Annotated in this window: 20 protein-coding genes and 1 tRNA gene; 17 read left to right on the top strand and 4 right to left on the bottom strand. The window is 66.1% G+C overall.

Annotation, left to right across the window (positions count from 1 at the left end; all coding sequences use genetic code 11):
* Positions 1 to 180: 180 nt before the first annotated feature.
* From folP to R1L06_RS15975, 12 genes are all read left to right on the top strand, one after another.
* Positions 181 to 1077 (top strand): dihydropteroate synthase, encoded by an 897-nt coding sequence (folP, locus tag R1L06_RS16030; protein ID WP_317218192.1) that lies wholly within the window; start codon positions 181 to 183, stop codon positions 1075 to 1077.
* A complete protein-coding gene (gene miaA, locus R1L06_RS16025; protein WP_317218191.1) occupies positions 1077 to 2030 on the top strand; it encodes a tRNA (adenosine(37)-N6)-dimethylallyltransferase MiaA in 954 nt (317 codons plus the stop codon). The genes folP and miaA overlap by 1 nt, the downstream gene beginning before the upstream one ends.
* Positions 2031 to 2126: 96 nt before the next feature.
* Positions 2127 to 2402, top strand: a complete 276-nt coding sequence (hfq, locus tag R1L06_RS16020; RefSeq protein WP_004152891.1) for an RNA chaperone Hfq — start codon at positions 2127 to 2129, stop codon at positions 2400 to 2402.
* Between the two features lie 14 nt (positions 2403 to 2416).
* Entirely contained in the window at positions 2417 to 3727 is a 1311-nt protein-coding gene (gene hflX, locus R1L06_RS16015) for a ribosome rescue GTPase HflX (protein WP_279913921.1), read from the top strand.
* Between the two features lie 123 nt (positions 3728 to 3850).
* Positions 3851 to 4345, top strand: a complete 495-nt coding sequence (locus R1L06_RS16010; RefSeq protein WP_010484249.1) for a CinA family protein — start codon at positions 3851 to 3853, stop codon at positions 4343 to 4345.
* Between the two features lie 34 nt (positions 4346 to 4379).
* Positions 4380 to 6062: a 2-polyprenylphenol 6-hydroxylase gene (gene ubiB / locus R1L06_RS16005; protein ID WP_110714292.1), complete on the top strand. Its 1683-nt coding sequence runs from the start codon at positions 4380 to 4382 to the stop codon at positions 6060 to 6062.
* A 206-nt stretch (positions 6063 to 6268) separates the two neighbouring features.
* Positions 6269 to 6904, top strand: a complete 636-nt coding sequence (lexA, locus tag R1L06_RS16000) for a transcriptional repressor LexA (protein ID WP_032128412.1) — start codon at positions 6269 to 6271, stop codon at positions 6902 to 6904.
* Between the two features lie 204 nt (positions 6905 to 7108).
* Positions 7109 to 8146, top strand: a complete 1038-nt coding sequence (gene recA, locus R1L06_RS15995; RefSeq protein ID WP_010484252.1) for a recombinase RecA — start codon at positions 7109 to 7111, stop codon at positions 8144 to 8146.
* Between the two features lie 110 nt (positions 8147 to 8256).
* Positions 8257 to 8748, top strand: coding sequence for a recombination regulator RecX (gene recX, locus R1L06_RS15990; RefSeq protein ID WP_014036760.1), 492 nt, complete (start codon positions 8257 to 8259; stop codon positions 8746 to 8748).
* A 109-nt stretch (positions 8749 to 8857) separates the two neighbouring features.
* The gene (gene alaS / locus R1L06_RS15985; protein WP_317218190.1) at positions 8858 to 11506 is read left to right on the top strand and encodes an alanine--tRNA ligase; all 2649 of its coding nucleotides are present in this window, start codon (positions 8858 to 8860) and stop codon (positions 11504 to 11506) included.
* 147 nt (positions 11507 to 11653) lie between these two features.
* Complete coding sequence (csrA, locus tag R1L06_RS15980) at positions 11654 to 11857, top strand: carbon storage regulator CsrA (protein WP_004152909.1); 204 nt, start codon at positions 11654 to 11656, stop codon at positions 11855 to 11857.
* Between the two features lie 78 nt (positions 11858 to 11935).
* A tRNA-Ser gene (locus R1L06_RS15975) sits at positions 11936 to 12028 on the top strand.
* 84 nt (positions 12029 to 12112) lie between these two features.
* Here the strand turns inward: R1L06_RS15975 and R1L06_RS15970 are convergent.
* Both R1L06_RS15970 and R1L06_RS15965 read right to left on the bottom strand, forming a co-directional pair.
* Entirely contained in the window at positions 12113 to 12574 is a 462-nt protein-coding gene (locus tag R1L06_RS15970; protein WP_317218189.1) for a DUF4189 domain-containing protein, read from the bottom strand.
* 121 nt (positions 12575 to 12695) lie between these two features.
* Positions 12696 to 15026 carry a TonB-dependent receptor gene (locus R1L06_RS15965; RefSeq protein ID WP_317218188.1) on the bottom strand — a complete coding sequence of 777 codons (2331 nt, stop codon included), beginning with the start codon at positions 15024 to 15026 and terminating at the stop codon, positions 12696 to 12698.
* Positions 15027 to 15165: 139 nt separating this feature from the next.
* Between R1L06_RS15965 and R1L06_RS15960 the strand changes: the two genes are divergently transcribed.
* The 3 genes from R1L06_RS15960 to R1L06_RS15950 all read left to right on the top strand — a co-directional run bounded on the left by R1L06_RS15960 (position 15166) and on the right by R1L06_RS15950 (position 18992).
* Complete coding sequence (locus R1L06_RS15960; protein WP_049422688.1) at positions 15166 to 16104, top strand: helix-turn-helix transcriptional regulator; 939 nt, start codon at positions 15166 to 15168, stop codon at positions 16102 to 16104.
* A gap of 111 nt (positions 16105 to 16215) precedes the next feature.
* Entirely contained in the window at positions 16216 to 18387 is a 2172-nt protein-coding gene (gene fauA / locus R1L06_RS15955) for a TonB-dependent alcaligin siderophore receptor FauA (RefSeq protein WP_317218187.1), read from the top strand.
* Between the two features lie 122 nt (positions 18388 to 18509).
* Complete coding sequence (locus R1L06_RS15950) at positions 18510 to 18992, top strand: LuxR family transcriptional regulator (protein ID WP_317218186.1); 483 nt, start codon at positions 18510 to 18512, stop codon at positions 18990 to 18992.
* 51 nt (positions 18993 to 19043) lie between these two features.
* On the opposite strand, the gene aceE is transcribed toward R1L06_RS15950, so the two are convergent.
* Positions 19044 to 21716 (bottom strand): pyruvate dehydrogenase (acetyl-transferring), homodimeric type, encoded by a 2673-nt coding sequence (aceE, locus tag R1L06_RS15945; RefSeq protein ID WP_317218185.1) that lies wholly within the window; start codon positions 21714 to 21716, stop codon positions 19044 to 19046.
* Positions 21717 to 21960: 244 nt separating this feature from the next.
* Positions 21961 to 22260 carry a hypothetical protein gene (locus R1L06_RS15940; RefSeq protein WP_032128423.1) on the bottom strand — a complete coding sequence of 100 codons (300 nt, stop codon included), beginning with the start codon at positions 22258 to 22260 and terminating at the stop codon, positions 21961 to 21963.
* Positions 22261 to 22398: 138 nt separating this feature from the next.
* On the opposite strand from R1L06_RS15940, the gene R1L06_RS15935 reads away from it, so the two are divergent.
* Both R1L06_RS15935 and R1L06_RS15930 read left to right on the top strand, forming a co-directional pair.
* Positions 22399 to 22914, top strand: a complete 516-nt coding sequence (locus R1L06_RS15935; RefSeq protein WP_032128424.1) for an RNA polymerase sigma factor — start codon at positions 22399 to 22401, stop codon at positions 22912 to 22914.
* Positions 22911 to 23933, top strand: a complete 1023-nt coding sequence (locus R1L06_RS15930) for a FecR family protein (RefSeq protein WP_317218184.1) — start codon at positions 22911 to 22913, stop codon at positions 23931 to 23933. Before R1L06_RS15935 ends, R1L06_RS15930 begins: the two co-directional genes overlap by 4 nt.
* Positions 23934 to 24071 lie beyond the last annotated feature (138 nt).

Genomic DNA, 24071 nt, shown 5'->3' with positions numbered 1-24071 from the left:
TGGATGGCGCGACCGAGCCTCCATGGACGGATTCACGGCGTCCCCCGCAACCGGATCCACCCCGCCATCCCTCAGTAAACCCGCTGTTGCTCCGGCTCTTGCTGTAGCTCTGGCCTCTGCGGGTGCAGGGCGCCGCCCTGCCGAACTAAACTACCCGCCGTTGTCCCTGCAGGATTGCCCATGTTCGACACCTCGCCCCAGCTCGATTGCGCCGGCCGCATCCTGCGCCTCGACCGTGCCCGGGTCATGGGCATCGTCAACGTCACCCCGGACTCGTTCTCCGATGGCGGCGCGCACGACACCACCGATGCGGCCGTCGCTCACGGCCTGAAGCTGGTGGAGGAGGGCGCCGACCTGCTCGATATCGGCGGCGAATCCACCCGCCCGGGCGCCGCGCCGGTATCGGTCGAGGATGAGCTGCGCCGGGTGATTCCGGTGATCGAGCAACTGGCGGCCCGCACCCAGGTGCCGATCAGCATCGACACCTTCAAGCCGGAGGTGATGCGCGCGGCGGTGGACGCTGGCGCCGGCATGATCAACGACATCTTCGGCCTGCGTCAGGACGGGGCGTTGGACGCCGCCGCTGCAACCGGCGTGCCAGTGGTGCTGATGCACATGCAGGGCGAGCCGGGCCATATGCAGGCCGACCCGCACTACGACGACGTGGTTGCCGAGGTGCATGGCTTCCTGGTGCAGCGCCTGTTCGCCGCCGAGATGGCGGGCATCGCCAAGAAGAACCTGCTTGTCGATCTCGGCTTCGGCTTCGGCAAGACCACCGCGCACAACATGACCCTGCTGGCGCGCTCCGAGCGCTTCCTGGAATTGGGCGTGCCGGTGCTGGCCGGCCTGTCGCGCAAGCGCAGCCTGGGCGAACTGACCGGCCGCGACACGCCGTCCGAGCGGGTCGCGGCTTCGGTGGCCGCACACCTGATCGCGGTCCAGCGCGGTGCGCGCATCGTGCGCGTGCATGACGTGGCGGCCACCGTCGATGCGCTGAAGATCTGGCAGGCGGTGGAAGCCGTGCCGACGCCGCGTGCCGACGCCACGCCGACGATCCGCTGGCCGGACGAAGACTGATGGGCATCGACCGGCGGCCACTGGCGATCGCCGTGATGGGGCCGACCGCCAGTGGCAAGACCGCCACCGCGATCGCCCTGGCACAGCAGCTGGATGGCGAAATCGTCAGCGTCGATTCGGCGCTGGTGTACCGCCACCTGGATATCGGTTCGGCCAAGCCCGATGCGGCCGAGCGTGCGCAGGCGCCGCACCATCTGCTGGACCTGCGCGATCCCTGGCAGACCTACTCGGCAGCCGAATTCGCCGCCGATGCCGGCCGGGTCGTGGCCGACATCGTGGCACGCGGCAAGATGCCGATCCTGGCCGGTGGCACTGGCCTGTACTTCCGCGCCCTGTTGCAGGGCCTGTCGCCGATGCCCGAGGCCGATCCGGCGACGCGCGAAGCGCTCAGCGCCGAGGCGGCCGAGCGTGGCTGGGCGGCGCTGCACGCAGAGTTGGCCAAGGTCGATCCAGCAGCAGCGGCACGCATCCAAGCCACCGACCCGCAGCGCATCCAGCGGGCGCTGGAGGTCTATCGCCTGACCGGCACCCCCATCACTGAATGGCAGCGCCGGCCGGGCGTGGCGCCGTTGCCGGTGCGCACCCTCAAGCTGATCCTGGCGCCGCGTGACCGCGCGGTGCTGCACCAGCGCATCGAGGCGCGCTTCGACGCCATGCTGGCGCAGGGCTTCCTCGACGAGGTGCGGGCGTTGCGCGCGATGCCGGAAATGACTTCCGTGGAGGCGCCGCTGGACCTGCCGGCAGTGCGCGCGGTCGGCTATCGGCAGGCCTGGGAATACCTGGACGGGGAGGGCGATGCCGCCCGCTTCCGTGACAAGGCGATCTTCGCCACCCGCCAGCTGGCCAAGCGCCAGCTGACCTGGCTGCGCGGCGAGCTTGATGCGCGCTGGTTCGACCCCCATATCGACCACGAGCGCCTGGCCGGCGCGGTGTCGACCTTCGTCGCACGCTGAACCCCCGCCAGCCGTGTAACATCATCGGTCGGCGGGCGGCTCGGGGGCCGTGGCAACCGTCGGCAACCCAATAAGAACAATAATCAGGAGTGTGCAATGTCCAAGGGGCAATCGCTGCAGGATCCTTTCTTGAATGCACTGCGGCGCGAACGCGTGCCGGTTTCGGTGTACCTGGTGAACGGCATCAAGCTGCAGGGCACGATCGAGTCGTTCGACCAGTTCGTGGTCCTGCTGCGCAACACGGTCAGTCAGATGGTCTACAAGCACGCCATTTCCACGGTCGTTCCGGCACGCAACGTGAAGGTCGGTCCGGGCGGTGGTTACGTGCAGTCGGGTGAAGGTGGTCAGGCAGGTGATGAAGCAGACGAGTAATACCGGAGCGGTGAATGTTTGACCGCTCGAAGAAGGGTGAACACGCCCTGTTGATCCAGCCCCATTTCGGCAAGCTGGAAGACGATGTGCTTGAAGAGTTCGGTGATCTGGCCCGCTCGGCTGGGGCCAGCATCGCCGCGACGATCACCGCTCGCCTGGACCGTCCGAATCCGTCGACCCTGATCGGCAGCGGCAAGCTGGACGAGATCAAGGCCGCGGCCGATGCCAGCGGTGCCGACCTGATCCTGGTCAACCATGCGTTGAGCCCGGGCCAGGAGCGCAACCTGGAACGCTTCCTCGAGCGCCGGGTGATCGACCGTACCGGCCTGATCCTGGACATCTTCGCCCAGCGTGCGCACAGCCACGAAGGCAAGCTGCAGGTCGAGCTGGCGCAGCTGCGTCACCTGGCCACGCGGCTGGTGCGCGGCTGGACCCACCTGGAGCGCCAGCGCGGTGGTTCGATCGGCCTGCGTGGCCCGGGTGAAACCCAGCTGGAAACCGACCGCCGCCTGTTGCAGAAGCGGGTCGAGCAGCTGCAGAAGCGGCTGGAAAAGGTCGAGGTGCAGCGCACCCAGATGCGCCGTGCGCGCGTGCGCAGCGAGCTGCCGCGCGTGGCCCTGGTCGGCTACACCAACGCCGGCAAGTCGACCCTGTTCAATGCCATGACCGGCGCCGAGGCCTATGCCGCCGACCAGCTGTTTGCCACGCTGGACCCGACCGTGCGCCGCATCGCGGTGCCGGGCGGCAACGTGGTGCTGGCCGACACCGTCGGCTTTGTCCGCGATCTGCCGCATGACCTGGTCGCTGCCTTCCGCTCGACCCTGTCCGAGGCGCGCGAGGCCGATTTCCTGCTGCATGTGGTCGACGCCGCCGATCCGCACCGCGAGGAGCGCATCGCCCAGGTCGACGAGGTACTGACCGCGGTCGGTGCCGGTGACCTGCCGCAGTTGCTGGTGTTCAACAAGATCGACCGGATCGAGGGCGCTGACGTCCGCCACGATGGCCAGGACGGTATCCCGGATGAGTCGCGTCGCGAGCGGGTGTGGATTTCCGCGCGTGACGGGCAGGGCCTGGAGCTGCTGCAGGCGGTGCTGGGCAAGCGCCTGGGCCTGCAGCATGTTACCGGCGAACTGCGCCTGCCGCCGGATGCCGGCCGCCTGCGTGCGCGCCTGCACCAGCTGGAAGTGATCCGCAGCGAGCAGGCCGACGAAGACGGCTGGCTGCTGCAGGTCGACCTGCCGATTGCCGAAGCCGAAAAGCTGGCCGCCAGTGCCGACGGCGCGCCGATCCGGGCGCTGCTGCCGGAGAAACCGCCGGAGTGGTGAGGTAGCGGCCCATTGCCCGGTAGTGCCGGCCGTTGGCCGGCAGCGCAACCGTGCCGGAGGAGCGCGACATCCGCCTGTCATCTGCGGTACAACGTGCAGGTTCTTCACCCCACCGTCATGCCGATGTCCATTCCCACCGACGCTGAACTCAATGCCCAGTCCGCCGCGCTCGGGCAGCGCCTGCAGCAGGCTTCGCTGCAGCTGGTGACCGCTGAAAGCTGCAGTGGTGGCTGGATCGCCAAGTGCATGACTGACATCGCCGGTTCCTCGGCGTTCTTCGACTGCGGCATGGTGGTCTACAGTTACGAGGCCAAGCAGCGCCTGCTGGGCGTGCGTGCGCAGACCCTGGAGCAGTTCGGCGCGGTCAGCCGCGAAACCGTGCTGGAAATGGTGTCCGGTGCGCTGGTCAATTCCGGCGCCGGTATCGCCGTGGCGGTGACCGGCATCGCCGGTCCTGGTGGCGGCAGCCCGGACAAGCCTGTCGGCAGCGTCTGGATTGGCTGGAAGCGCCGCGGCGGCTACGCCCGTGCCGAGCTGTTCCAGTTCGACGGCGACCGCGAAGCCATCCGCCGGCAAACCGTGGCGGCGGCATTGCGCGGTATCGACGCCCAGCTGTGACATGCTGATCCGGTAATCGTCCGGAGCACGCATGATGTGGGAAACGCTGGGCACGGTCCGTGACCTGGGCCGACTGCAGGAAATCGCCGTCGTCCTGATCCGCTATGGCTTCGGCGATGTGGTGCGGCGCATCGGCCTGGCCAGCACGCTGGAGCGGGCAGGGCGCCTGCTGCACTGGAACGAGGAGCGGCAGGAACTGTTGCGGATGACCGCGCCGGTGCGCGTGCGCAGCGCGATGCAGGATCTCGGCCCGACCTTCGTTAAGCTCGGCCAGGTACTGGCGACGCGCGTCGACCTGCTGCCGCCGGAATGGATCGCCGAGCTCTCCGAACTGCAGAACGCGGTGCCGGCGCTGCCGTACGCGGATATCCGCGAGCAGCTCGAGGCCGACCTGGGTGCATCGCCTTCAGAAGTGTTCGCCTTCCTCGATGAAACCCCGATGGCCGCCGCTTCGCTGGCGCAGGCCCACCGCGCGCGCCTGCATGACGGTCGCGAGGTGGTGCTGAAGGTGCGTCGCCCCGGCATCCGCGATGTGGTCGAGGCCGACCTGCGGCTGCTGGCCCGCCTGGCGGAGATCGTCGAGGCGCGCCTGCCGGACCTGCGCCGCTATCGCCCGGCCGAGGTGGTGCAGCAGTTCACCGTGTCGCTGCGTCGCGAGCTGGATTTTGCCGCCGAATGCCGCAATGCCGAGCGCATCGCACGCAACTTCAAGGGCCGCGACGACATCCTGATTCCCGACGTGCACTGGCAGTGGACCTGCGAAAGCCTGAACGTGCAGGACTTCGTCGACGGCATTCCAGGGCGTGATCTGGCCGGCGTCGATGCGGCGGGGCTGGATCGGCGCGAACTGGCGCGGCGTGGTGCTGACATCGTGCTGAAGATGGTGCTGGAGGACGGCAGCTTCCACGCCGATCCGCATCCCGGCAACATCATCTACCTGCGTGACGGCCGCATCGGTGTGATCGATTTCGGCATGGTCGGTGCGCTGTCCGAAGTGCGTCGTTTCCAGGTTGCGCAGCTGCTGCACGGGCTGGTCGAGCAGGACCCGCAGGGCGTGGCCGACGTGCTGCTGGACTGGGCCGGCGGCGTGGAAGTGGACGAGAACCGGCTGCAACACGACATCAGCCAGTTCGTCGACCAGTACCGTGGCGTGCCGCTGAAGGACCTGCGCATCGGTCTGATGCTGGGCGACATCACCCAGCTGCTGCGCAGCTACAGCCTGACCCTGCCGGCCGACCTGGCGCTGATGATCAAGGCGTTCCTGACCCTGGAAGGCATGGGGCGGCAGCTGGACCCGGATTTCGACATGGCCAGTGCCGCGCGCCCGTTCCTGGAACGGGTGGTGCTGCAGCGCTATGCGCCCAAGGCCCTGCTCAAGCGCGGCCGCCGCAGCCTGCTGGGTCTGGTCGACTTCGCCGGTGAACTGCCACGCGACCTGCGCAAGCTGGTCCAGGCCGCCCGCCGTGGGCGCCTGCAGCTGAAGGTGGAAACCACGGCGCTGCAGGGCTTCGGCGAGCAGGTGAACCGTGCGGCGAACCGGCTGGTGATGGGCATCGTCACCGCCGCATTGATCATCGGCTCGTCGATCGTGATGCACAGCGTTGGCGGCGTCTCCAGCCGTTGGCTGCTGGCACTGGGCGTGTGCGGCTTCATCGGCGCCGGCTTCTGCGGCGTCTGGATCCTGTTCTCGATCTGGAGAAGCGGTAAACACACGTAGGCAGGTGCACGAAGTGCGCCTGTCGCGGTTCCACAGGAACCGCAGAATCGCGCAGCGATTCCTGTAGAGCCGAGCCATGCTCGGCTGCTCTTGCCCAGGTCAGCCCAGCCGTTCGCGCGATTGCCAAGCACGGCTCGGCACCACAGATGCCGCCGTGTCGCCCCCGGCACTTGCAGTCCCGCTCATTAGTAGTAATACTACTAACCATGGACCTGACCGACACCCAGCAGGCGATCCTGCAGTTGATCGCCGAGCGTATCGAGAGCGAAGGCGCGCCGCCGTCGCAGACTGAAATCGCACGTGCGTTCGGCTTCAAGGGCGTGCGCGCGGCCCAGTACCACCTGGAGGCCCTGGAGCAGGCCGGTGCGATCCGTCGCATCCCGGGCCAGGCCCGCGGCATCCGCCTGGTACAGGCGCCACCGGTCGAGAAGCTGGCCGAGCCGGGCCTGCCCGACAGCGTCCTGCGCCTGCCGGTATTGGGCCGTGTCGCAGCCGGCCTGCCGATCGGTGCCGATATCGGCTCGGACGACTTCGTGGTGCTGGACCGGGTGTTCTTCTCGCCGGCACCGGATTACCTGTTGAAGGTGCAGGGCGATTCGATGATCGACGAGGGCATCTTCGACGGTGACCTGATCGGTGTGCACCGCACCCGCGATGCTCATTCCGGACAGATCGTGGTGGCCCGAATCGATGACGAGATCACCGTCAAGCTGCTGAAGATCGCCAAGGATCGTATCCGCCTGCTGCCGCGCAATCCCGACTACAAGCCGATCGAGGTGCTGCCTGACCAGGACTTCTCGATTGAGGGCCTCTATTGCGGCCTGTTGCGACCCAACCGTTGACCCGTTCCATAGCGCATTACCCCGCGGTCTTTTGTGGCGATTCTCTGGTTCCACTGAGGTTGGTACGGATGTCCGATAATTCTTTTCAGAGCGCCGGGCAGAATCTCAGCCTGTGCGATACGTCCGACTTAAAGTGAACCCATGGCAAAGAAGACCCCCAAAGACAGCACCTCCAACGACACGACCTCTGCAAGGACCAATCCGATGGACGAGAACAAGAAGCGCGCCCTCGCTGCAGCTCTGGGCCAGATCGAAAAGCAGTTCGGCAAGGGCTCGGTGATGCGCATGGGCGACCGCGTGGTCGAGCCCGTCGAAGCCATCCCGACCGGTTCGCTGATGCTCGACATCGCGCTGGGCATTGGCGGTCTGCCGAAGGGCCGTGTCGTTGAAATCTACGGGCCGGAATCCTCGGGCAAGACCACGCTGACCCTGCAGGCCATCGCTGAATGCCAGAAGATGGGCGGCACCGCGGCCTTCATCGACGCCGAGCACGCGCTGGACCCGATCTACGCCGCCAAGCTGGGCGTGAACGTGGACGACCTGCTGCTGTCGCAGCCGGATACCGGCGAGCAGGCGCTGGAAATCGCCGACATGCTTGTCCGCTCGGGTTCGGTGGACATCCTGGTGATCGACTCGGTCGCCGCGCTGACCCCGAAGGCCGAAATCGAAGGCGAGATGGGCGACCAGCTGCCGGGCCTGCAGGCCCGCCTGATGAGCCAGGCGCTGCGCAAGCTGACCGGCAACATCAAGCGCTCCAACACCCTGGTGGTCTTCATCAACCAGCTGCGCATGAAGATCGGCGTGATGATGCCGGGCCAGAGCCCGGAAACCACCACCGGCGGCAACGCGCTGAAGTTCTACGCTTCGGTGCGCCTGGACATCCGCCGTATCGGCGCGATCAAGAAGGGCGACGAGATCATTGGCAACCAGACCAAGATCAAGGTCGTCAAGAACAAGCTGGCGCCTCCGTTCAAGCAGGTCATCACCGAGATCCTGTACGGCGAAGGCATCAGCCGCGAGGGCGAGCTGATCGACATGGGTGTGGATGCCAAGCTGGTCGAGAAGGCCGGCGCCTGGTACAGCTACGGTGAAGAGCGTATCGGCCAGGGCAAGGACAACGCCCGTGGCTACCTGCGCGACAACCCGACGGTCGCTGCCAAGCTTGAAGCCGAGCTGCGCGAGAAGTTCCAGCCGACCGAAGCCAGCCGTGAGGAAGGCGACGACGAAGGCGACGACGAATAAGGCTTGCTGTGGGGCAGGGCGGCGCCGTCAGTGACGTCGCCCTGTCCCGCAGGTTCGAATCGCCCAGGGATGGGCTGGGCGCCACGGATGGCGCCACCCTTGGAGCACCGATGTCCGACGCCGACGACATTCCCACCGGCCGCAAACGCCGGCCGCGCGAGCAGACGCCCGTGCAACGAGCGCTGGGCCTGCTGGTCCGCCGCGAGCACTCGCGCAAGGAGCTCACCCGCAAGCTGACCGCACGCGGCATCGAAGACGAAGCCGCGCAGGCGGCTGTGGCCAAGTTGACAGAGGCCGGCTGGCAGGACGACACCCGTTTCGCCGAGAACCTGGTGCGGATGCGCGCCAACACCGGTTATGGGCCGATCCATGTCCGCGCCGAGCTGGGCACTCACGGCCTGGACAGTGCCGCGATTGCCGCGGCGATGGACAGCTACGAAGGCGACTGGCAGGAAAATGCCCGTGATCTGGTCCGCCGACGCTTTGGCGAGGCCGGTCCGCAGGACCTGACGCAGCGGCGCAAGGCCGCCGATCTGCTGGCCCGACGGGGCTTCGACGGCGACAGCATCCGCCGTGCGACCCGCTACGACCCGGATGACTGAGACTGGCGGCGCCGGGCCTGATACCCTTTAGGTTTTCGGCGGTCTCTCGCGACCCTGGCCAACGCGGCCGGTGGTCCGGGCCCGCCGGCCCGCAGACTGCCAGCCCCCAATGAACGCATCCGCCAAATTCACGACTTCCCAGATCCGCAGCGACTTCCTTGAATTCTTCAAGGGCAAAGGCCACACCATCGTGCCGTCGGCGCCGCTGGTGCCGGGCAATGATCCGACCCTGCTGTTCACCAACTCCGGCATGGTGCAGTTCAAGGACGTGTTCCTTGGCGCGGAGAAGCGCAGCTACGTGCGCGCGGCCGACGTGCAGCGCTGCCTGCGCGCGGGCGGCAAACACAACGACCTCGACCAGGTCGGCTACACCGCACGCCACCACACCTTCTTCGAAATGCTGGGCAACTGGTCGTTCGGCGACTACTTCAAGAAGGATGCGATCGCCTGGGCCTGGGAGCTGCTGACCCAGGTCTGGAAGCTGCCGGCCGAGCGCCTGCTGGTCACCGTCTACCAGACCGACGACGAGGCCTACGCGCTGTGGCGCGACATGGTTGGCGTGCCGGAAGAGCGCATCGTGCGCATCGGCGACAACAAGGGCGCACCGTTCGCCTCGGACAACTTCTGGCAGATGGCCGACACCGGTCCGTGCGGCCCGTGCACCGAGATCTTCTACGACCACGGTGACCATATCGCCGGCGGCCCCCCGGGCTCCCCGGATGAGGACGGCGACCGCTTCATCGAAATCTGGAACCTGGTGTTCATGCAGTTCGACCGCCAGCCGGATGGCACCCTGGTGCCGCTGCCGGCGCCGTGCGTGGATACCGGCATGGGCCTGGAGCGCCTGGCGGCGATCCTGCAGCATGTGCACACCAACTACGAGATCGACCTGTTCCAGGCGCTGATCCGCAAGGCGTCCGAACTGACCGGTACCGCCGATCTGGAGAACAAGTCGCTGCGGGTGATCGCCGATCACATCCGTGCCTGCTCGTTCCTGATCGTCGACGGCGTGCTGCCGTCCAACGAAGGCCGCGGCTACGTGCTGCGCCGTATCATCCGCCGCGCCCTGCGCCACGGCTGGATGCTGGGTGTGCGCCAGCCGTTCTTCAGCAAGCTGGTGCCGACCCTGGTCGAGCAGATGGGCGAGGCCTATCCGGAACTGCCGGCGGCGGTCGATACCGTCACCCGTGCGCTGCAGGCCGAAGAAGAGCGTTTCGCTGAAACCCTCGACGCCGGCATGAAGATCTTCGAAGACGTTGCCGGCAAGGCCAGCAATGGCGTGATTCCCGGCGTTGACGCGTTCCGCCTGTACGACACCTATGGCTTCCCGCTCGACCTGACCCAGGACATCGCCCGCGAGCGCGACCTGACCGTCGACATCGCCGGCTTCGATGCGGCGATGGAGCAGCAGCGCGAAACCGCGCGCGCGGCCGGCAAGTTCGGCGGTGGCGTGACCCTGCCTGCCGAGCTGGTGGCGACCCTCAGCCCAACCGTGTTCCTGGGGTATGACCGCCTGCAGGCCGACGGCCTGACCGTGCTGGCGCTGCTCAAGGACGGTCGTCCGGTGCAGTCGGCCGATGCCGGTGATGCGGTCATCGTGATCACCCACCAGACCCCGTTCTACGCCGAATCCGGCGGCCAGGTCGGCGACACCGGCGTGCTCACCGGCAACGGCGTGCGCCTGGTGGTGGAAGACACCCAGAAGTTCGCCGGCCAGTTCCATGGCCACGTCGGCACCCTGTCCGAAGGCGGCCTGAAGGTCGGTGACGTGCTGTCCGGCCAGGTCGATGGCGAGCGCCGTGGCGCCACCATCCTCAACCACTCTGCCACCCACCTGCTGCACGCCGCCCTGCGCGAAGTGCTCGGCACCCACGTGCAGCAGAAGGGCTCGCTGGTCGCTCCGGACCGCCTGCGTTTCGACTTCTCGCACTTCCAGCCGATCAGCGCGGAAGAGCTGGCGGTGATCGAGCGCAAGGTCAACCAGCAGGTGCGTGCCAACAACGCCGCCGAAGTGCACAACATGGGCATGCAGGAAGCGCTGGACTTCGGCGCGATGGCCCTGTTCGGCGAGAAGTACGGCGAACACGTGCGCGTGCTGAAGATGGGTGACTACTCCACCGAGCTGTGCGGCGGTACCCACGTCAACCGCACCGGCGACATTGGCCTGTTCAAGATCACCTCCGAAGGCGGTGTCTCCGCTGGCGTGCGCCGTATCGAAGCGGTCACCGGCCAGGGCGCCCTGGACTACGTGGACGCCGAAGAGGCTCGCCTGGCCGAAGCCGCCGATCTGCTCGGCGGCAGCGCTGCCGACGTGGTCGAGAAGATCCGTGCCCTCGGCCAGCGCCAGAAGCAGCTGGAGCGCGAACTGGAAGCCGTGAAGGCCAAGGTTGCCGCCGGTGCCACGGCCGATCTGTCCGGCCAGGCGGTCGAGGTTGCCGGCGTGAAGGTGCTGGCTGCCCGCCTGGAGGGCTTCGATGCCAAGGCCCTGCGTGACGCCATGGACCGCCTGAAGCAGCAGCTGGGCGATGCGGTGATCGTGCTGGCCGGCGCCCAGGACGGCAAGGCCGCCCTGGTCGCGGGTGTGAACGGCAGCGCAATGGGCAAGGTCAAGGCCGGGGAACTGTTGTCCCATATCGCCGGTCAGATCGGGGGCAAGGGCGGCGGACGCCCGGACCTCGCCCAGGGTGGTGGCGAGGACGGGCCCGCCCTTGCCACTGCGCTGGCTGCAGTCGTCGAATGGGTCAGCCCCCGCCTGTGATGAACCTGGCCGTCCCCCTCCTTGTAGGAGCGGGACGGCTGACGGTACCATTGCGAATCTTTTCCCTTTGTCGTGGTAGCGCTTCTTGACGGAGCGTCAAGCCGGTGGGGGATACCCTTCCACACGGTTCCATGGAGACTTACAAAAATGTTGATCCTGACTCGCCGCGTCGGCGAAACCCTGATGATCGGAGACTCGGTGAGCGTCACCGTGCTTGGCGTCAAGGGTAACCAGGTGCGTATCGGCATCACCGCGCCGAAGGACGTCGCTGTGCATCGCGAAGAGATCTATCAGCGCATCCAGCGCGGTGACGAAGCCGGTGGCACCGGTAGCGAAAATTCTGCCGAATAACGCTTTACCTTCGCACTCGATTAACGTTATGATTCACGCCCCGCTGAGGTGCAACGCACCAGACGCGGAGAAAACCCCGGAGTGATGCCCGAGTGGCCGAAGGGGCTCCCCTGCTAAGGGAGTATAGGGTCAAAAGCTCTATCGAGGGTTCGAATCCCTCTCACTCCGCCAGATACAAAGAAGCGCCTGCAGATCCTCGATCTGCAGGCGTTTTTCTTTATCTGACACTCGAAAGTACAGCCGGCGTGGAGCTGACTATCCTGGCTGATCGGTGCTGATGGCAGGCGTTGGCATGGGCGCGGGCGTCGCCGCTGGTGCCGGAGCGGGCGCACCGGGCAGCTGTGGCGGTTCGAGATAGCGAGGTGGGGTTTCCCGCCACAGCAAGGCAAGCGTGCAGTCGTTGGCACGTTCCCTGCACATTCTTTCGGCCTTCCGCTGCGCGGCGTCCGCGGTCTTCTCACCCAGTGCAAAGCCCAACGCAATCGTGCCGGTCGCTATGGCCGAATAGCCTTCGCTGCTGGTGCTGGCGGACTGACCGCAATTGCGCGATCGCGCTGCGCAGTAGTGCAGCGACTGCTGCATCGCAGTGGTGAGGGAAGATTGGTTCATCGAATAGCCGTAGCGGCCATCCTTGTCGTAGGTGATCGCAGACGCAGCACTTGCGCCTGATGAAACGGACAACAACAGTGCCAGTGAAACCGCATGCTTCCAGTTCATCACGCTCTCCTTCTCTGCCGATGGTGAATCAACCGGGGAGCGTGGTGCAACCACGCAGGGGGTGCGATGGACGACGCCTGCAGGCCGTCTGCCTGCAGGCGTGTACCGATGCATCCGGTTGTCAGAGCTTCACCGTCACACCCACCTGGAAGCCACGCCCGGGCAACGGTGCGATGTACTTCAACGGCGAGTTGTGCGGCCGTGCTTCTTCATTGAGTAGATTGCTGCCGTTGACGAACACCTCCACGCCGGCGATGTAGCTGTTGCGTACCGGCAGTTCGCGGCTGACCTGCAGGTCGACCAGGTTGAACGCATCCAGCGGCACCTCCTCGCTGACGTTGCGGCCGAGGTACTTCTGCCTGTCGTAGTAGGTGCTGGACAGCTGCGCCTTCCAGCCCTCGCGCTGCCATTGCAGGTTGGCACCGTAGCGGTTGGTCGGCATGTTCGGCAGGTACTCGCCGTCATTGTGGGCACGCAGCGAATCGGGGCGGTCGGCCTTGTTCTTCACCAGGTCGGCGAAGGCGGACACATTCAACGTGCCGAAGCGGCCCAGGTCCAATGCCTGCGAAGCATCGATCTCGAAACCCTTCACCGTGGTGTCGGTCTGCTTCCAGTACTTCAGTGGCAGGCGGTTGGCGGTCTGCAGGCCGGAGTAGCCGAGGTAGAGGTAGTTCTCGTACCGCATCCGGTACGCGGTGGCGGACAGCTCGAAACCGCCGAGATGGAACAGGCCAGTCAGCTCCAGGTTCTTCGCGCGCTCCGGTTCCAGGTTCTGGTTGCCTTCTTCCTGTGTCATCACCGAATAGTGCGCGTTGCTGGCATACAGCTCGTTGATCTCCGGGGCGCGCTGTGAGGATGAGTAACGGATCTTGGCTGCGAACAAGGGGCCGAGCTCGACGTACGAGCCGAGGCTGTAGCTGTTGAGCCGGTAGTCGCGGTTCTGCAGTTTGGTGTTGGCGGCATTGCGCGCGGTCTTGAAGCGGCTGGGCTGCAGTGCGTGGTCGACGCGCTCGTGGCGCACGCCGGCATCGAAGGTGGCCCAGCCGAAGTCGAGCGTCTCCTTCAGGAACACCGCATTGCTGCGCGTGTCCACGTCCGGCAGGTAGCGCTGCGAGCCGCTGCCGGTGACATCACGCGACTGATGGCTGAAACCGAGCAGGCCGCTGAGAGGGCCGATGCGTTGATGGCTGAGCAGCAGCTCGGCCTGGGTGCTCTCGAAATCGTAGTCGTTGGCCTTGGTGGCGCCCAGCCGCTCGCCTGAGGTGTTGTCCAGCTTGGAAACACGGAGTTCCGCGCGCTCGAACCACGGCAGTGGATCACGCAGCAGGGCTTCCAGTGCGTAGCGCTGCTGCTTGATCACTACGCCCACCGGCAGGCCATCGGCATAGTTGGAACCGAACGACAGGTTCTGCATCGAGAAGCCTGGAACGCCGTACTCGCTGTCCTTGGCATCAATGCTGACACCCACGTAGCCACGGTCGAAGAACAGGGTCGAGCCGAAGGCCACCTGACTGTTGCGCGCATAGCTGTTGCCCAGTCGGCGATGGTAGTTGGGCGTCACATCGTTGTTGATCTGCTTCTGCACATACGACGGCGTGCCGGGCACGTAGGCCGGGTTGACCGGATTGATGTAGGTGCGGCGCTGCCAGACCGAGGTCGGATTGTTGGTGTAGAACGAGAAGTCACCATCGGCCCAGTCCGGGTTCTCGGTCATGAACTGGTCGATGTACGGCTGCGAGGCCTTGTTGTAGAGCTGCTGGACGCGCGCCTCTTTCTGGCAGGCGTCGGCCAGTGCCGAGTTGACGCCCCCGCCGGCCGGGAACAGCCCGGTGTTGCAGACGCTGGCCTTGCTGTTGCCGGGGATGTCGTAGTGCGAGATCCGCTGTCGGGATACCTGCAGGTTGGTGGAGACGTTGCGCTGGTTGTTGAAGTTCATGCGGAAGCCCTGCGCGTCGGCCGCGTTGAAGCCCTTGCGCAGGACCAGTTCCATCGACTGATCCTTGTCTTCCATGCTGCGCGAGATCAGGCCCGAGTCGATCTCCACGCTGCCGCCGATCGCATTGCCCCCATAGCGCACGGTGTCGGAGGACTTGTTGACGGTGACGCTGCGTACGAACAGCGGATCGAACGGGATGTTGATGTCACCGCTGATCGCGTTCATGCCCAGAATCGATTGGCCGTCCTGCAGGATCTGCACGCGGTTGCCGCTGAGGCTGCGGATGACCGGAGCGCCCGCGTTTGGCCCGAAGGCGCTGCTCTGCACACCGGAGACGTGTTCGAGCAGGCCGCCGAGGGTGCGGTTCTGCGCCTGCGGATTGTCGACGGTGACCCGGCTGTCGATGCGCGAGGGATGGGAGGCCTGGACCTGGAGGGTGGGGAGGGTGGGTTCGTCCGCGGCCTGGGCGGTGTGGACGGCGAACAGAATGGCTGCAGCAAGGAGATGGCGGCGCATGACACGATCCGTGAAGTTGATGTGAAATGTTATAATGTAACTCTTTGTAGCGACAAGGGCGGATTGGGCCTTGCCACCAGGGCTGGATATGAGAACGGTTCTCATATGAGAATGGCGGGTGATTTTTCACGGGCGCACCATGCACAGCCTCACCCTCGCCGACCTGGACCGCTTGGGCCGCAGCAGTGGTTTCCGCTATCGGCTGCCAGCACTCGCGTCCGCCGCCGATTCGGGCGCGCTGTGCGTGGTCGAGGGCAGGGTGGAACAGCGCTGCTTGCGCCCTGGCATCAGCCTGGCGCTGTCGGACGTGGTCGCGCATCAGCCGTTCGAGGCGACTTCGGAGGCACCCCCGCCGTTCGCTGCGATCGTGATGCTGGAAGGTCGTGCCGGAGCACGCCTGGAAGGGCAGGCTGTGATCGGCATGAACCGCGGCGCCGGCGCGATGGTGTTGGCCGATGCCACGCCGATGACTGCGATTCATCCGGCCGGTCAACGGATGCGCAGTCTGAATGTCTCGCTGGATGCACCGGCCGAGATGGATGATCCGGTGATCAGCGAACTGCTGTTGCAGGCGCATCGCCATGGTCGCCGGCGGCTGCACAGCTGGCAGGTACCCGCGCATCTTGAACATGCCGCCGAACAGTTGCTGTCGGGGACCTGGCAGGGCGCAATGCATGCGCTGCTGTGCGAGGGTGTGGGCCTGCAGATGCTGGCGATGGCGTTGGGTGCGCCTGCCCAGGAGGCATCGCCGGACCAGCGTGTTTCAGCACGTGATCGCCGCATGCTGCAACGGGTGATCGACTGCCTGCAGGCATCACCTGCGGCTGACCACAGCCTGGAGGATCTGGCGCGCCTGGCCTGCATGAGCCCGAGCAGCCTGCGGCTGAAGTTCCAGCAGGTGCACCGGTGTTCGGTGTTCGCCTGGCTGCGCGAGCGGCGCCTGCAGTTGGCCTGCGAGCAGCTGCGGCAGGGCTGCAGCGTGCAGCAGGCCGCACATTTCGTCGGCTACCGGCACGCCACCAATTTCGCGACCGCATTCCGCGCGCGCTACGGCATCGCGCCCAGCGAGCTTCGCTGAGTCCGGACCATCGTCGGCAGTGCGCATACGCCTGCTGCGTCCGCGCATACGTGCGCTCACGCTCAAATGACAATAATTCTCATCCAGCCTTTCCTTCCCGCTGGATCTCCCATGCCTGCCTGTTTCCGCCCGTGTGCCCTGGCTAGCGCCATCGGCACGACCCTGGCGCTGTTCAACGCTGCCCACGCCGCCGAACGCACTCCGTCCGTAACGCCTTCCCAGCTTCCAACCGTGCAGGTCACGGCCGACCTCGATGGCAGCACCGAAACGTCGCGTTCCTACACCACCGACTCGATGGGCACGGCGACCGGACTGTCGCTGACCTCGCGGCAGACCCCGCAATCAGTCAGCGTGGTCACCCGCCAGCAGATCGAGGACCGTGGCCTGCTCAGCACCGCCGATGCCTTGGCGACCGCACCTGGCATCTCGGTCACGCGCAGCGACGCCAACCGCTACTCGTTCTCCGCACGCGGCTTCGACATCGACAACTACCAGTTCGATGGCGTGGTGATGCCGGTGCTGTCGCCGTGGAATTTCGGCGAGAACAACCTGGACATGGTGGTGTACGACCGCATCGAGATCGTGCGCGGAGCCAACGGCCTGATGACCGGCGCCGGCAATCCCTCGGCGGCAGTGAACTACGTGCGTAAGCGCCCGCTGCGCGAGTTCGCTGCCAGTGGTGGCATCAGCCTCGGCAGCTGGGACGCACGGCGCGCCTGGGTGGATGTGTCCAGCCCGCTGAGCCGGGAAGGGCGTGTGCGTGGTCGCGTGGTCGCTGCGCAGGCAGAGGGCGACAGCTACACCGCTGGCCTGGACAGTACCGCAAAGACACTCTACGGCGTGGTCAGCGTGGACTTGGGCGAGGACACCGGGTTGATCGCCGGCATCTCCTACCAGAGCAACGACAACCGCGGCTTCGGCAGCGGCTTCGCGCTGTTCAACGCCGATGGCACGCGTACCCGCTTCGACCGCTCGGTATCAGCCACCGCGCCGTGGGCACGGATGAGCACCGATACCCGCAACGGCTTCTTCGATTTCAACCATCGTTTCAGCAACGACTGGCAGGCGCGCGTCTCCTACAGCCGATCGCATACCGACATGGAGATGAAGCATCTCTACCGGGGCGGCTATCCCGATCCGGTGACGGGGGCGATGCCCAATGGCAACAGCTTCACCCGCTACGACGGTCCGGTGCGACGCGAAGCGATCAGCGCCAGCCTGACCGGTCCGTTCCAGCTGTTCGGCCGCCAGCACATTGCGTCCATCGGCTGGTCGCGCTCACGCGATGAAATCGCGCTGGGGCAATACCGCGCGCTGGCGCCGCTGCCGCCGTTGGCCAGCTATCTGGACTGGCACGGGCCGGGCACGCCGGAGCCGACGTGGGCCAGCAGCAAGACCCAGGCCGATGACCTGGACAACCATCAGAGCGGTGCCTACGCGGTGGCGCGGCTGTCGCTGGCCGATCCGCTGCACGTGATCGTCGGTGGCCGCATGAGCAACTGGGAGACCGACCAGGTCTACTTTGGCACCAAGCGGAAGTACCGCTACCGCAACGAGTTCGTACCGTATGCCGGCGTGGTCTGGGATTTCAACGGCTACAGCAGCGTGTACGCCAGCTACACCGGCATCTTCAAGCCGCAGAACAACCGCAACGAATCCGGGCAGATCCTCGATCCGGTCAGTGGCCGCAGCTATGAGCTGGGCCTCAAGGGCAGCTGGCTGCAGGAGCGCTTGAATGCGTCGGCGGCGCTGTTCCGCACCCAGCAGGACAACCTGGCCGAAGCCACCGGCGGGCTGGTCGAAGGCAGCACACAAGCGGCCTATCGTGCGGTGAAGGGCGCAACCGTGGACGGCCTGGAGCTGGAACTGGCCGGCGAGCCGCTGCCGGGCTGGAGCCTGGGCACCAGCTTCACCACCTTCATCGCGCAGGATGCACAGGGACGGGCGATCAACACCGCCAAGCCGCGCAGCCTGTTCAAGCTGTTCACCACCTGGCGGCTGCCGGGTGCCTGGGACCGGCTGACGATCGGCGGTGGCGTTGACTGGCAGAACCGCATGTACCAGACCGCCACCGCGCCAGGGAATCGCCGTGTGCCGGTGGAGCAGCCCGGCTACGCGCTGGTGAACCTGATGGCGCGCTATCAGTTCAGTTCCAATGTGTCGGCCGCAGTCAACATCAACAACCTGTTCGACCGCCACTACTACTCGCAGATCGGCTTCTACAACCAGGGCTGGTACGGTGCACCGCGAAACGTGATGTTCACTGTGAAGATTGGCTATTAAGGCACGGCGTTGCCCTCCGTTCAGCGCCCTGCCTTGTGCGGGGCGCCGATGCTGTGCAGGATCCGGATGCTGCGCCCCACAGTGCTTCACGCAGCATCCTCTTCACGGGAACGGAGCAACGTATGAAGCTGTTGTCCGCTGTGTTGTTGTCTGCGCTTTCACTCCCCGCCGTTCCGGTGCTGGCAGTGGAGGCATCTCCTTCACCGCTGTTGGGGCGCTGGTCGCTGGATATCGCTACGTCTGCGTTGCCCGAGGCGCAGCGCCCGAAGCAGGTGGTGCTGGAGTTCAAGGACGCCGGTGCCGGGCGTTGGAGTTCACACGTGGACATCGTCCTGCACGACGGCAAGACCATGAAGTCCGACGGCACGCTGGCGCTGGACGGCACGCCGGGGCCTTTGTCCGGCACCTATGGCGCAGACAAGGCCAACCTGAAACTGCCAGCGCCGAACACCCTGGTGATGCAGCTGGTGGACCACGGCACGCCGGCCTCCACCCGTATCTATACCGTCGCGGCCGACCGCTCGACGATGACCGAGACCAAGGCGTTCTACGGCCACGACGGTACGCCGATCCTGCAGACCAATCTGTTCAAGCGAATGCCCTAGCGTTGCCGCCGGCACCACGCCCGTAGAACGGGCGTGGTGAATGCAGCAGCCTTACACCGCAGCCGGGTCGCGCTTGCCGGTGTCGATGCCGTACTTGTCGATGGCGTCCTGCATCCGCGCGCGCTCGATGCGGCCTTCGTCGGCCAGCGACTTCAAGGCGGCCAGCACGATGAAGTGGCGGTCCACTTCGAAGAACGTGCGCAGCGACTCACGCGTGTCGGAGCGCCCGAAGCCATCGGTGCCGAGCGCGGTGAAGCGGCGGTCGTTGATGAAGGGGCGGATCTGGTCGCCGACGATCTTCATGTAGTCGGTGGCCACCACCACCGGGCCTTCATGGCCCTGCAGGCACTGCTGCAGGTAGGGCACGCGGGGCTCCTCGGCCGGATGCAGCAGGTTCCAGCGCTCGGCGGCCAGGCTATCGCGGCGCAGTTCGGTCAGGCTGGTCGCGCTCCACACATCGCTGGCGATGCCGAAGTCCTGCTGCAGCAGTTCTGCCGCGGCTTCCACTTCGCGCAGGATCGAACCGCTGCCCATCAGCTGCACGCGTGGCTGCGAGTCGCTGTCGGCGGCCGCCGGGTGCAGCAGGTACAGGCCCTTCAGGATGCCGGCCTCGGCGCCCTCGGGCAGCGCCGGCTGCGGATAGCTCTCGTTGAGTACGGTGATGTAGTAGTAGATGTCTTCCTGCTCGACGTACATGCGGCGCAGGCCGTCGTGGATGATCACCGCCAGCTCGTAGTTGTAGGTCGGGTCGTAGGATACGCAGCTCGGGATGACCGACGACAGCACGTGGCTGTGGCCGTCGTCATGCTGCAGGCCTTCGCCCATCAGCGTGGTACGGCCGGAGGTGGCGCCGAGCAGGAAGCCGCGGGTGCGCGCATCGGCGGCGGCCCAGGCCAGGTCACCGACGCGCTGCAGGCCGAACATCGAGTAGAAGATGTAGAACGGGATCGTCGCCAGGCCGTGGTTGCTGTAGGCGGTGCCGGCGGCGATCCACGAGCAGATCGCGCCGGATTCGTTGATGCCTTCCTGCAGGATCTGGCCGTCCTTGGCTTCCTTGTAGTAGCTCAGCTGGCCGGCATCCTGCGGGGTATACAGCTGGCCCAGGTAGGAGTGGATGCCGATCTGGCGGAACAGGCCTTCCATGCCGAAGGTGCGCGATTCATCGGGCACGATCGGAATCACCAGCTTGCCCAGTTCCGGGTCCTTCAGCAGGCTGGTGAGAATGCGCACGAAGCCCATGGTGGTGGACTGTCCGCGATCGCCGCTGCCCTGCAGCTGGGTATTGAAGATCGACAGCGGCGGCAGCGGCAGCGGATCGACCTTGGCCAGGCGCGCTGGTAGTTGCCCGCCCTGGATGCGGCGGCGCTCGGCGAAGTAGGCCGCCTCGGCGCTGCCCGGTTCCGGGCGCAGGTACGGCATGTCCTCCAGCTGGTCGTCGCTGACCGGCAGGTTGAAGCGGTCACGGAAGGCGCGCACCGCGTCGGCGCTCATCTTCTTCAGCTGGTGGTTGATGTTCTGGCCTTCACCGGCTTCACCCATGCCGAAACCCTTGACCGTCTTGGCCAGGATCACGGTGGGCCGGCCGCTGGTGTTCACTGCCTGCTGATAGGCAGCGAACACCTTCTGCGGATCATGGCCACCACGCGCCAGCGCCCAGATGTCGTCGTCGCTCATGTGCGCGACCAGTTCCAGCAGTTCGGGGTAACGGCCGAAGAAGTGCTCGCGCACGTAGGCACCGTTCTGCGACTTGAAGGTCTGGTAGTCGCCGTCCACGCATTCCATCATGCGCTGGCGCAGCAGGCCGCTGTGGTCGCGGGCCAGCAGGTCGTCCCAGCCGCTGCCCCAGATCAGCTTGATCACGTTCCAGCCGGCCGCGCGGAAGGTGCCTTCCAGTTCCTGGATGACCTTGGCGTTGCCGCGCACCGGACCGTCCAGGCGCTGCAGGTTGCAGTTGACCACGAACACGATGTTGTCCAGCCGCTCGCGGCCGGCCAGCGAGATCGCCGCCAGCGACTCGGGCTGGTCCATCTCGCCGTCGCCGAGGAAGGCCCAGACCTTGCGGCCCTGGTGTTCTTTCAGGCCGCGGTATTCCAGGTAACGCATGTAGCGCGCCTGGTAGGCGGCGGTCAGCGGGCCCAGCCCCATCGACACGGTGGGGAACTGCCAGAACTCCGGCATCAATCGCGGGTGTGGATACGAGGACAGGCCTTCGCGCCCGGCTTCACGGCGGAAGTTGTCCATGCGCGCCGGATCGATGCGGCCTTCCACGTACGCGCGGCCATAGATGCCCGGCGCGGAGTGGCCCTGGATGTAGATCATGTCGCCGTCGAAGGTGTCGGTACGGCCACGGAAGAAATGATCGAAGCCCACGTCGTACAGTACTGCCGCCGACTGGTAGGTGGCGATGTGGCCACCGACGTTGGAATGCTTGCCGGCACGCAGCACCATCACCATCGCGTTCCAGCGGATCATCGCGTTCAGGCGGCGCTCGATCGCCAGATCACCCGGGTAGGCCGGCTGGCGCTCGGGCGGGATGGTGTTGACGTAGGCGGTCCAGGCACGGGTATGCAGGTCGCCGTGCTGCTGTGCATCCAGCTCGCTGAGCTGGTCGATCAGGTAGTGCGCGCGCGGCCGGCCACCGGTCTGCATCACCGCTTCCAGTGATTCACGCCACTCGCGGGTTTCCAGCGGATCGGTATCGAAGGGAATGAGCGCTTGGTTCATGACTGTCTCCAGAGGGTGCCGGTCGGACTTCTGCCTGGGCGACAACACCGGCAGGGCGCACAGCACTGGAGCGGGGTCGCAACGGCGGGGCCGTGACGCGAAGGGCGACCGTGGCGGCCGCCGAGAAGACAAGCGTAGGCCTGGCCCCCCGGCTTCGATAGGCGGGCAGGGCTTGGGTCTCTGGCAAGCAAGGGTTGGCACGTGGCGCCGTATCATGGGCGGGCGCGCCGGGTGCGGCCGCTGATCAGGCCGGGGACAGGCCCGGGAAGAACATCGGGATGACCGCCACACCAACCCCCAGCAGGCACCAGGCCACGATCGGCAGCCAGCCTGAGAGCTGCTGGCAGCGTTCCGGCAAGCGGCGTCCTCCGATCCACAGCAGCAGGGTGAGCAGGCCCAGCGCGTAGGCGAGGGCGACGACCACCGGATGCACGTGGACGACACGGCTGGGCGGCCACATCTGCTGCTGGTAGGCGGTGGTGTGGGCGACCAGCAGCAGGAACAGCAGGCTGCTGAGGGTGTTGATGGCGGTGCGGGCGTTCATTGCGGGGCACTCCTTGTGCCGGCTGCCGGAAACTGCAGAGGCGGCATTCTAGCGGCTGCCTGCCGGCAGTTGAAACGCCACTGTCATCGATGGCCGTCATCCTGCGGGGCTTTCCAGCCTTGGGGTGGTTGGCCGGCCGTGAACAGCGTGAGGATCTGGGAGAAGAGCTATGCGCTGCGGCGGCGGCTGCTGCGCGGCTTCTTCCTGCGCCGGGGTTCTGCCAGCGAAGATGCCGAGGATCTGGCGCAGGAGGTTTACCTGCGGCTGCTGCGCAGCACCGGTGAGCATGCCGACGCGGTCGAGAACCCGGAAGCCTACCTGTTCACCGTGGCCGCCAATCTTGCACGGGAGCACGCGCGCGCGCGTTCGTCGCTGCCGCCGCTGGAGGACGTCGACCTCCTGGCCGAAGTGTTGAAGAGCGAAGAAGACATCGAAGGCGAATTCGAGCGCGCGCAGCGCTGGAGCGATATCCGCAGCACCATCGCACGGCTGCCGGCGACCACGCGGCGGGTGATGGAGCTGCATTATCGCGACGGGCTGGACTGCCCGGCAATCAGCCAGCAGCTGCAGGTCTCGGTGCACATGGTGCGCAAGCATATCGGCAAGGGGCTGGACGCCTGCAGGAAGGCGCTGGGCGCCAGGGAGCTCACATGAAACGGAATCCATCGGGTGCGGCCGACGACGTGATCGCCAGCGAGGCCATGGACTGGTTCCAGCGCAATCGCGAGGGCGTGCTGGGCGAAGCCGAGCGGGTTGCGTTGCTGGACTGGATGAAGCGCTCGCCGGAGCATGTGCGCGCCTATATGCACGCGCTCGCACTGCACCGGCAGGTTGGTGAGGCGCTGCAATCGGCATTGGCTGAAGAGGCCTCGGTGCCGCCACAGCAGGCCGCTGCCAAGGTCGTGCCGCTGTTCGGACACGCACAGGCCCCGCTGCGCAGTACGCCGCACAGCCGTCGCACGCGTTGGTGGGTGGCGGCTGCCGCAGCCTGTATCGCCCTGCTCGGCGTGGGCCTGGTACCGCAGCTGATGCCCACCGAGCAGCTTTACAGCGCCGGACATGGAGAAATTCGCGACCTGGTGCTGCCCGACCAGACCCAGGTGCGGCTCAACGCGGACAGCCGCCTGCGGGTGCGCATGGGCGGGTTCAGCCGCAGGGTGGAGTTGCTGCAGGGCGAGGCCACGTTCGACATCGCCCTGGACCGACGGCCGTTCGAGGTGCAGGTGAACGGATTGCAGATCCGCGATATCGGCACGGTGTTCGACGTGTCGCGACGGCTGCAGGGCACCCGCATCGGTGTGGTTTCCGGCGAGGTGGAAGTGTGGAGCCACGGTGCGGATGCGCGGCGTCTTGCACAACTGGGTAAAGGCCAGGTGGTGCAGGTCGACGCGCGCAGCCATGCGGTCGAGTCGTTGGATGTGCCGTTGTCGATGCTGCTGGACTGGCAGCAACGCAAGGTCTCTTTCCTGGACGAGCGGCTGGATGAGGTGGCCGCCGCCTTCAATCGCCACAACCAGGTGCAGGTTCGGGTGTTGGATGAAGGTGCGGCGTCGGCGCGCTTGTCCGGCAGCCTGGACGCGCATCGTATCGGTGCGCTGCAGGCCTTCCTCGAGCGCGACCCGCGCTTCGTGGTGCGGCGAGAAGGCGACACCGTGCGGGTTGGCAGGCGCTGAGGTCGACATGGCCGTGGGTTGTCAGAAAAAATTCATCAAATCCGCGTTCTCCACTTCGGTGGATGCGGGCTCTTACTTGGGAGAAGCCGCTGCCGAGTCACGCAGCGGCACCTGCTGCCTTCTCTCTTCCAAGGACCC

Source organism: Stenotrophomonas mexicanensis (genome assembly GCF_032911605.1).
Taxonomy (GTDB): domain Bacteria; phylum Pseudomonadota; class Gammaproteobacteria; order Xanthomonadales; family Xanthomonadaceae; genus Stenotrophomonas; species Stenotrophomonas maltophilia_A.
Note: the sequence above shows the minus strand (reverse complement) of the source record. Positions and strands in the feature narration are given on the sequence as shown.

Bases quoted from the DNA above. Each gene is read 5' to 3' on its own strand.
- folP (WP_317218192.1), top strand. From the start codon at position 181: ATGTTCGACACCTCGCCCCAGCTCGATTGCGCCGGCCGCATCCTGCGC.
- miaA (WP_317218191.1), top strand. From the start codon at position 1,077: ATGGGCATCGACCGGCGGCCACTGGCGATCGCCGTGATGGGGCCGACC.
- hfq (WP_004152891.1), top strand. From the start codon at position 2,127: ATGTCCAAGGGGCAATCGCTGCAGGATCCTTTCTTGAATGCACTGCGG.
- hflX (WP_279913921.1), top strand. From the start codon at position 2,417: ATGTTTGACCGCTCGAAGAAGGGTGAACACGCCCTGTTGATCCAGCCC.
- R1L06_RS16010 (WP_010484249.1), top strand. From the start codon at position 3,851: ATGTCCATTCCCACCGACGCTGAACTCAATGCCCAGTCCGCCGCGCTC.
- ubiB (WP_110714292.1), top strand. From the start codon at position 4,380: ATGTGGGAAACGCTGGGCACGGTCCGTGACCTGGGCCGACTGCAGGAA.
- lexA (WP_032128412.1), top strand. From the start codon at position 6,269: ATGGACCTGACCGACACCCAGCAGGCGATCCTGCAGTTGATCGCCGAG.
- recA (WP_010484252.1), top strand. From the start codon at position 7,109: ATGGACGAGAACAAGAAGCGCGCCCTCGCTGCAGCTCTGGGCCAGATC.
- recX (WP_014036760.1), top strand. From the start codon at position 8,257: ATGTCCGACGCCGACGACATTCCCACCGGCCGCAAACGCCGGCCGCGC.
- alaS (WP_317218190.1), top strand. From the start codon at position 8,858: ATGAACGCATCCGCCAAATTCACGACTTCCCAGATCCGCAGCGACTTC.
- csrA (WP_004152909.1), top strand. From the start codon at position 11,654: ATGTTGATCCTGACTCGCCGCGTCGGCGAAACCCTGATGATCGGAGAC.
- R1L06_RS15970 (WP_317218189.1), bottom strand. From the start codon at position 12,574: ATGAACTGGAAGCATGCGGTTTCACTGGCACTGTTGTTGTCCGTTTCA.
- R1L06_RS15965 (WP_317218188.1), bottom strand. From the start codon at position 15,026: ATGCGCCGCCATCTCCTTGCTGCAGCCATTCTGTTCGCCGTCCACACC.
- R1L06_RS15960 (WP_049422688.1), top strand. From the start codon at position 15,166: ATGCACAGCCTCACCCTCGCCGACCTGGACCGCTTGGGCCGCAGCAGT.
- fauA (WP_317218187.1), top strand. From the start codon at position 16,216: ATGCCTGCCTGTTTCCGCCCGTGTGCCCTGGCTAGCGCCATCGGCACG.
- R1L06_RS15950 (WP_317218186.1), top strand. From the start codon at position 18,510: ATGAAGCTGTTGTCCGCTGTGTTGTTGTCTGCGCTTTCACTCCCCGCC.
- aceE (WP_317218185.1), bottom strand. From the start codon at position 21,716: ATGAACCAAGCGCTCATTCCCTTCGATACCGATCCGCTGGAAACCCGC.
- R1L06_RS15940 (WP_032128423.1), bottom strand. From the start codon at position 22,260: ATGAACGCCCGCACCGCCATCAACACCCTCAGCAGCCTGCTGTTCCTG.
- R1L06_RS15930 (WP_317218184.1), top strand. From the start codon at position 22,911: ATGAAACGGAATCCATCGGGTGCGGCCGACGACGTGATCGCCAGCGAG.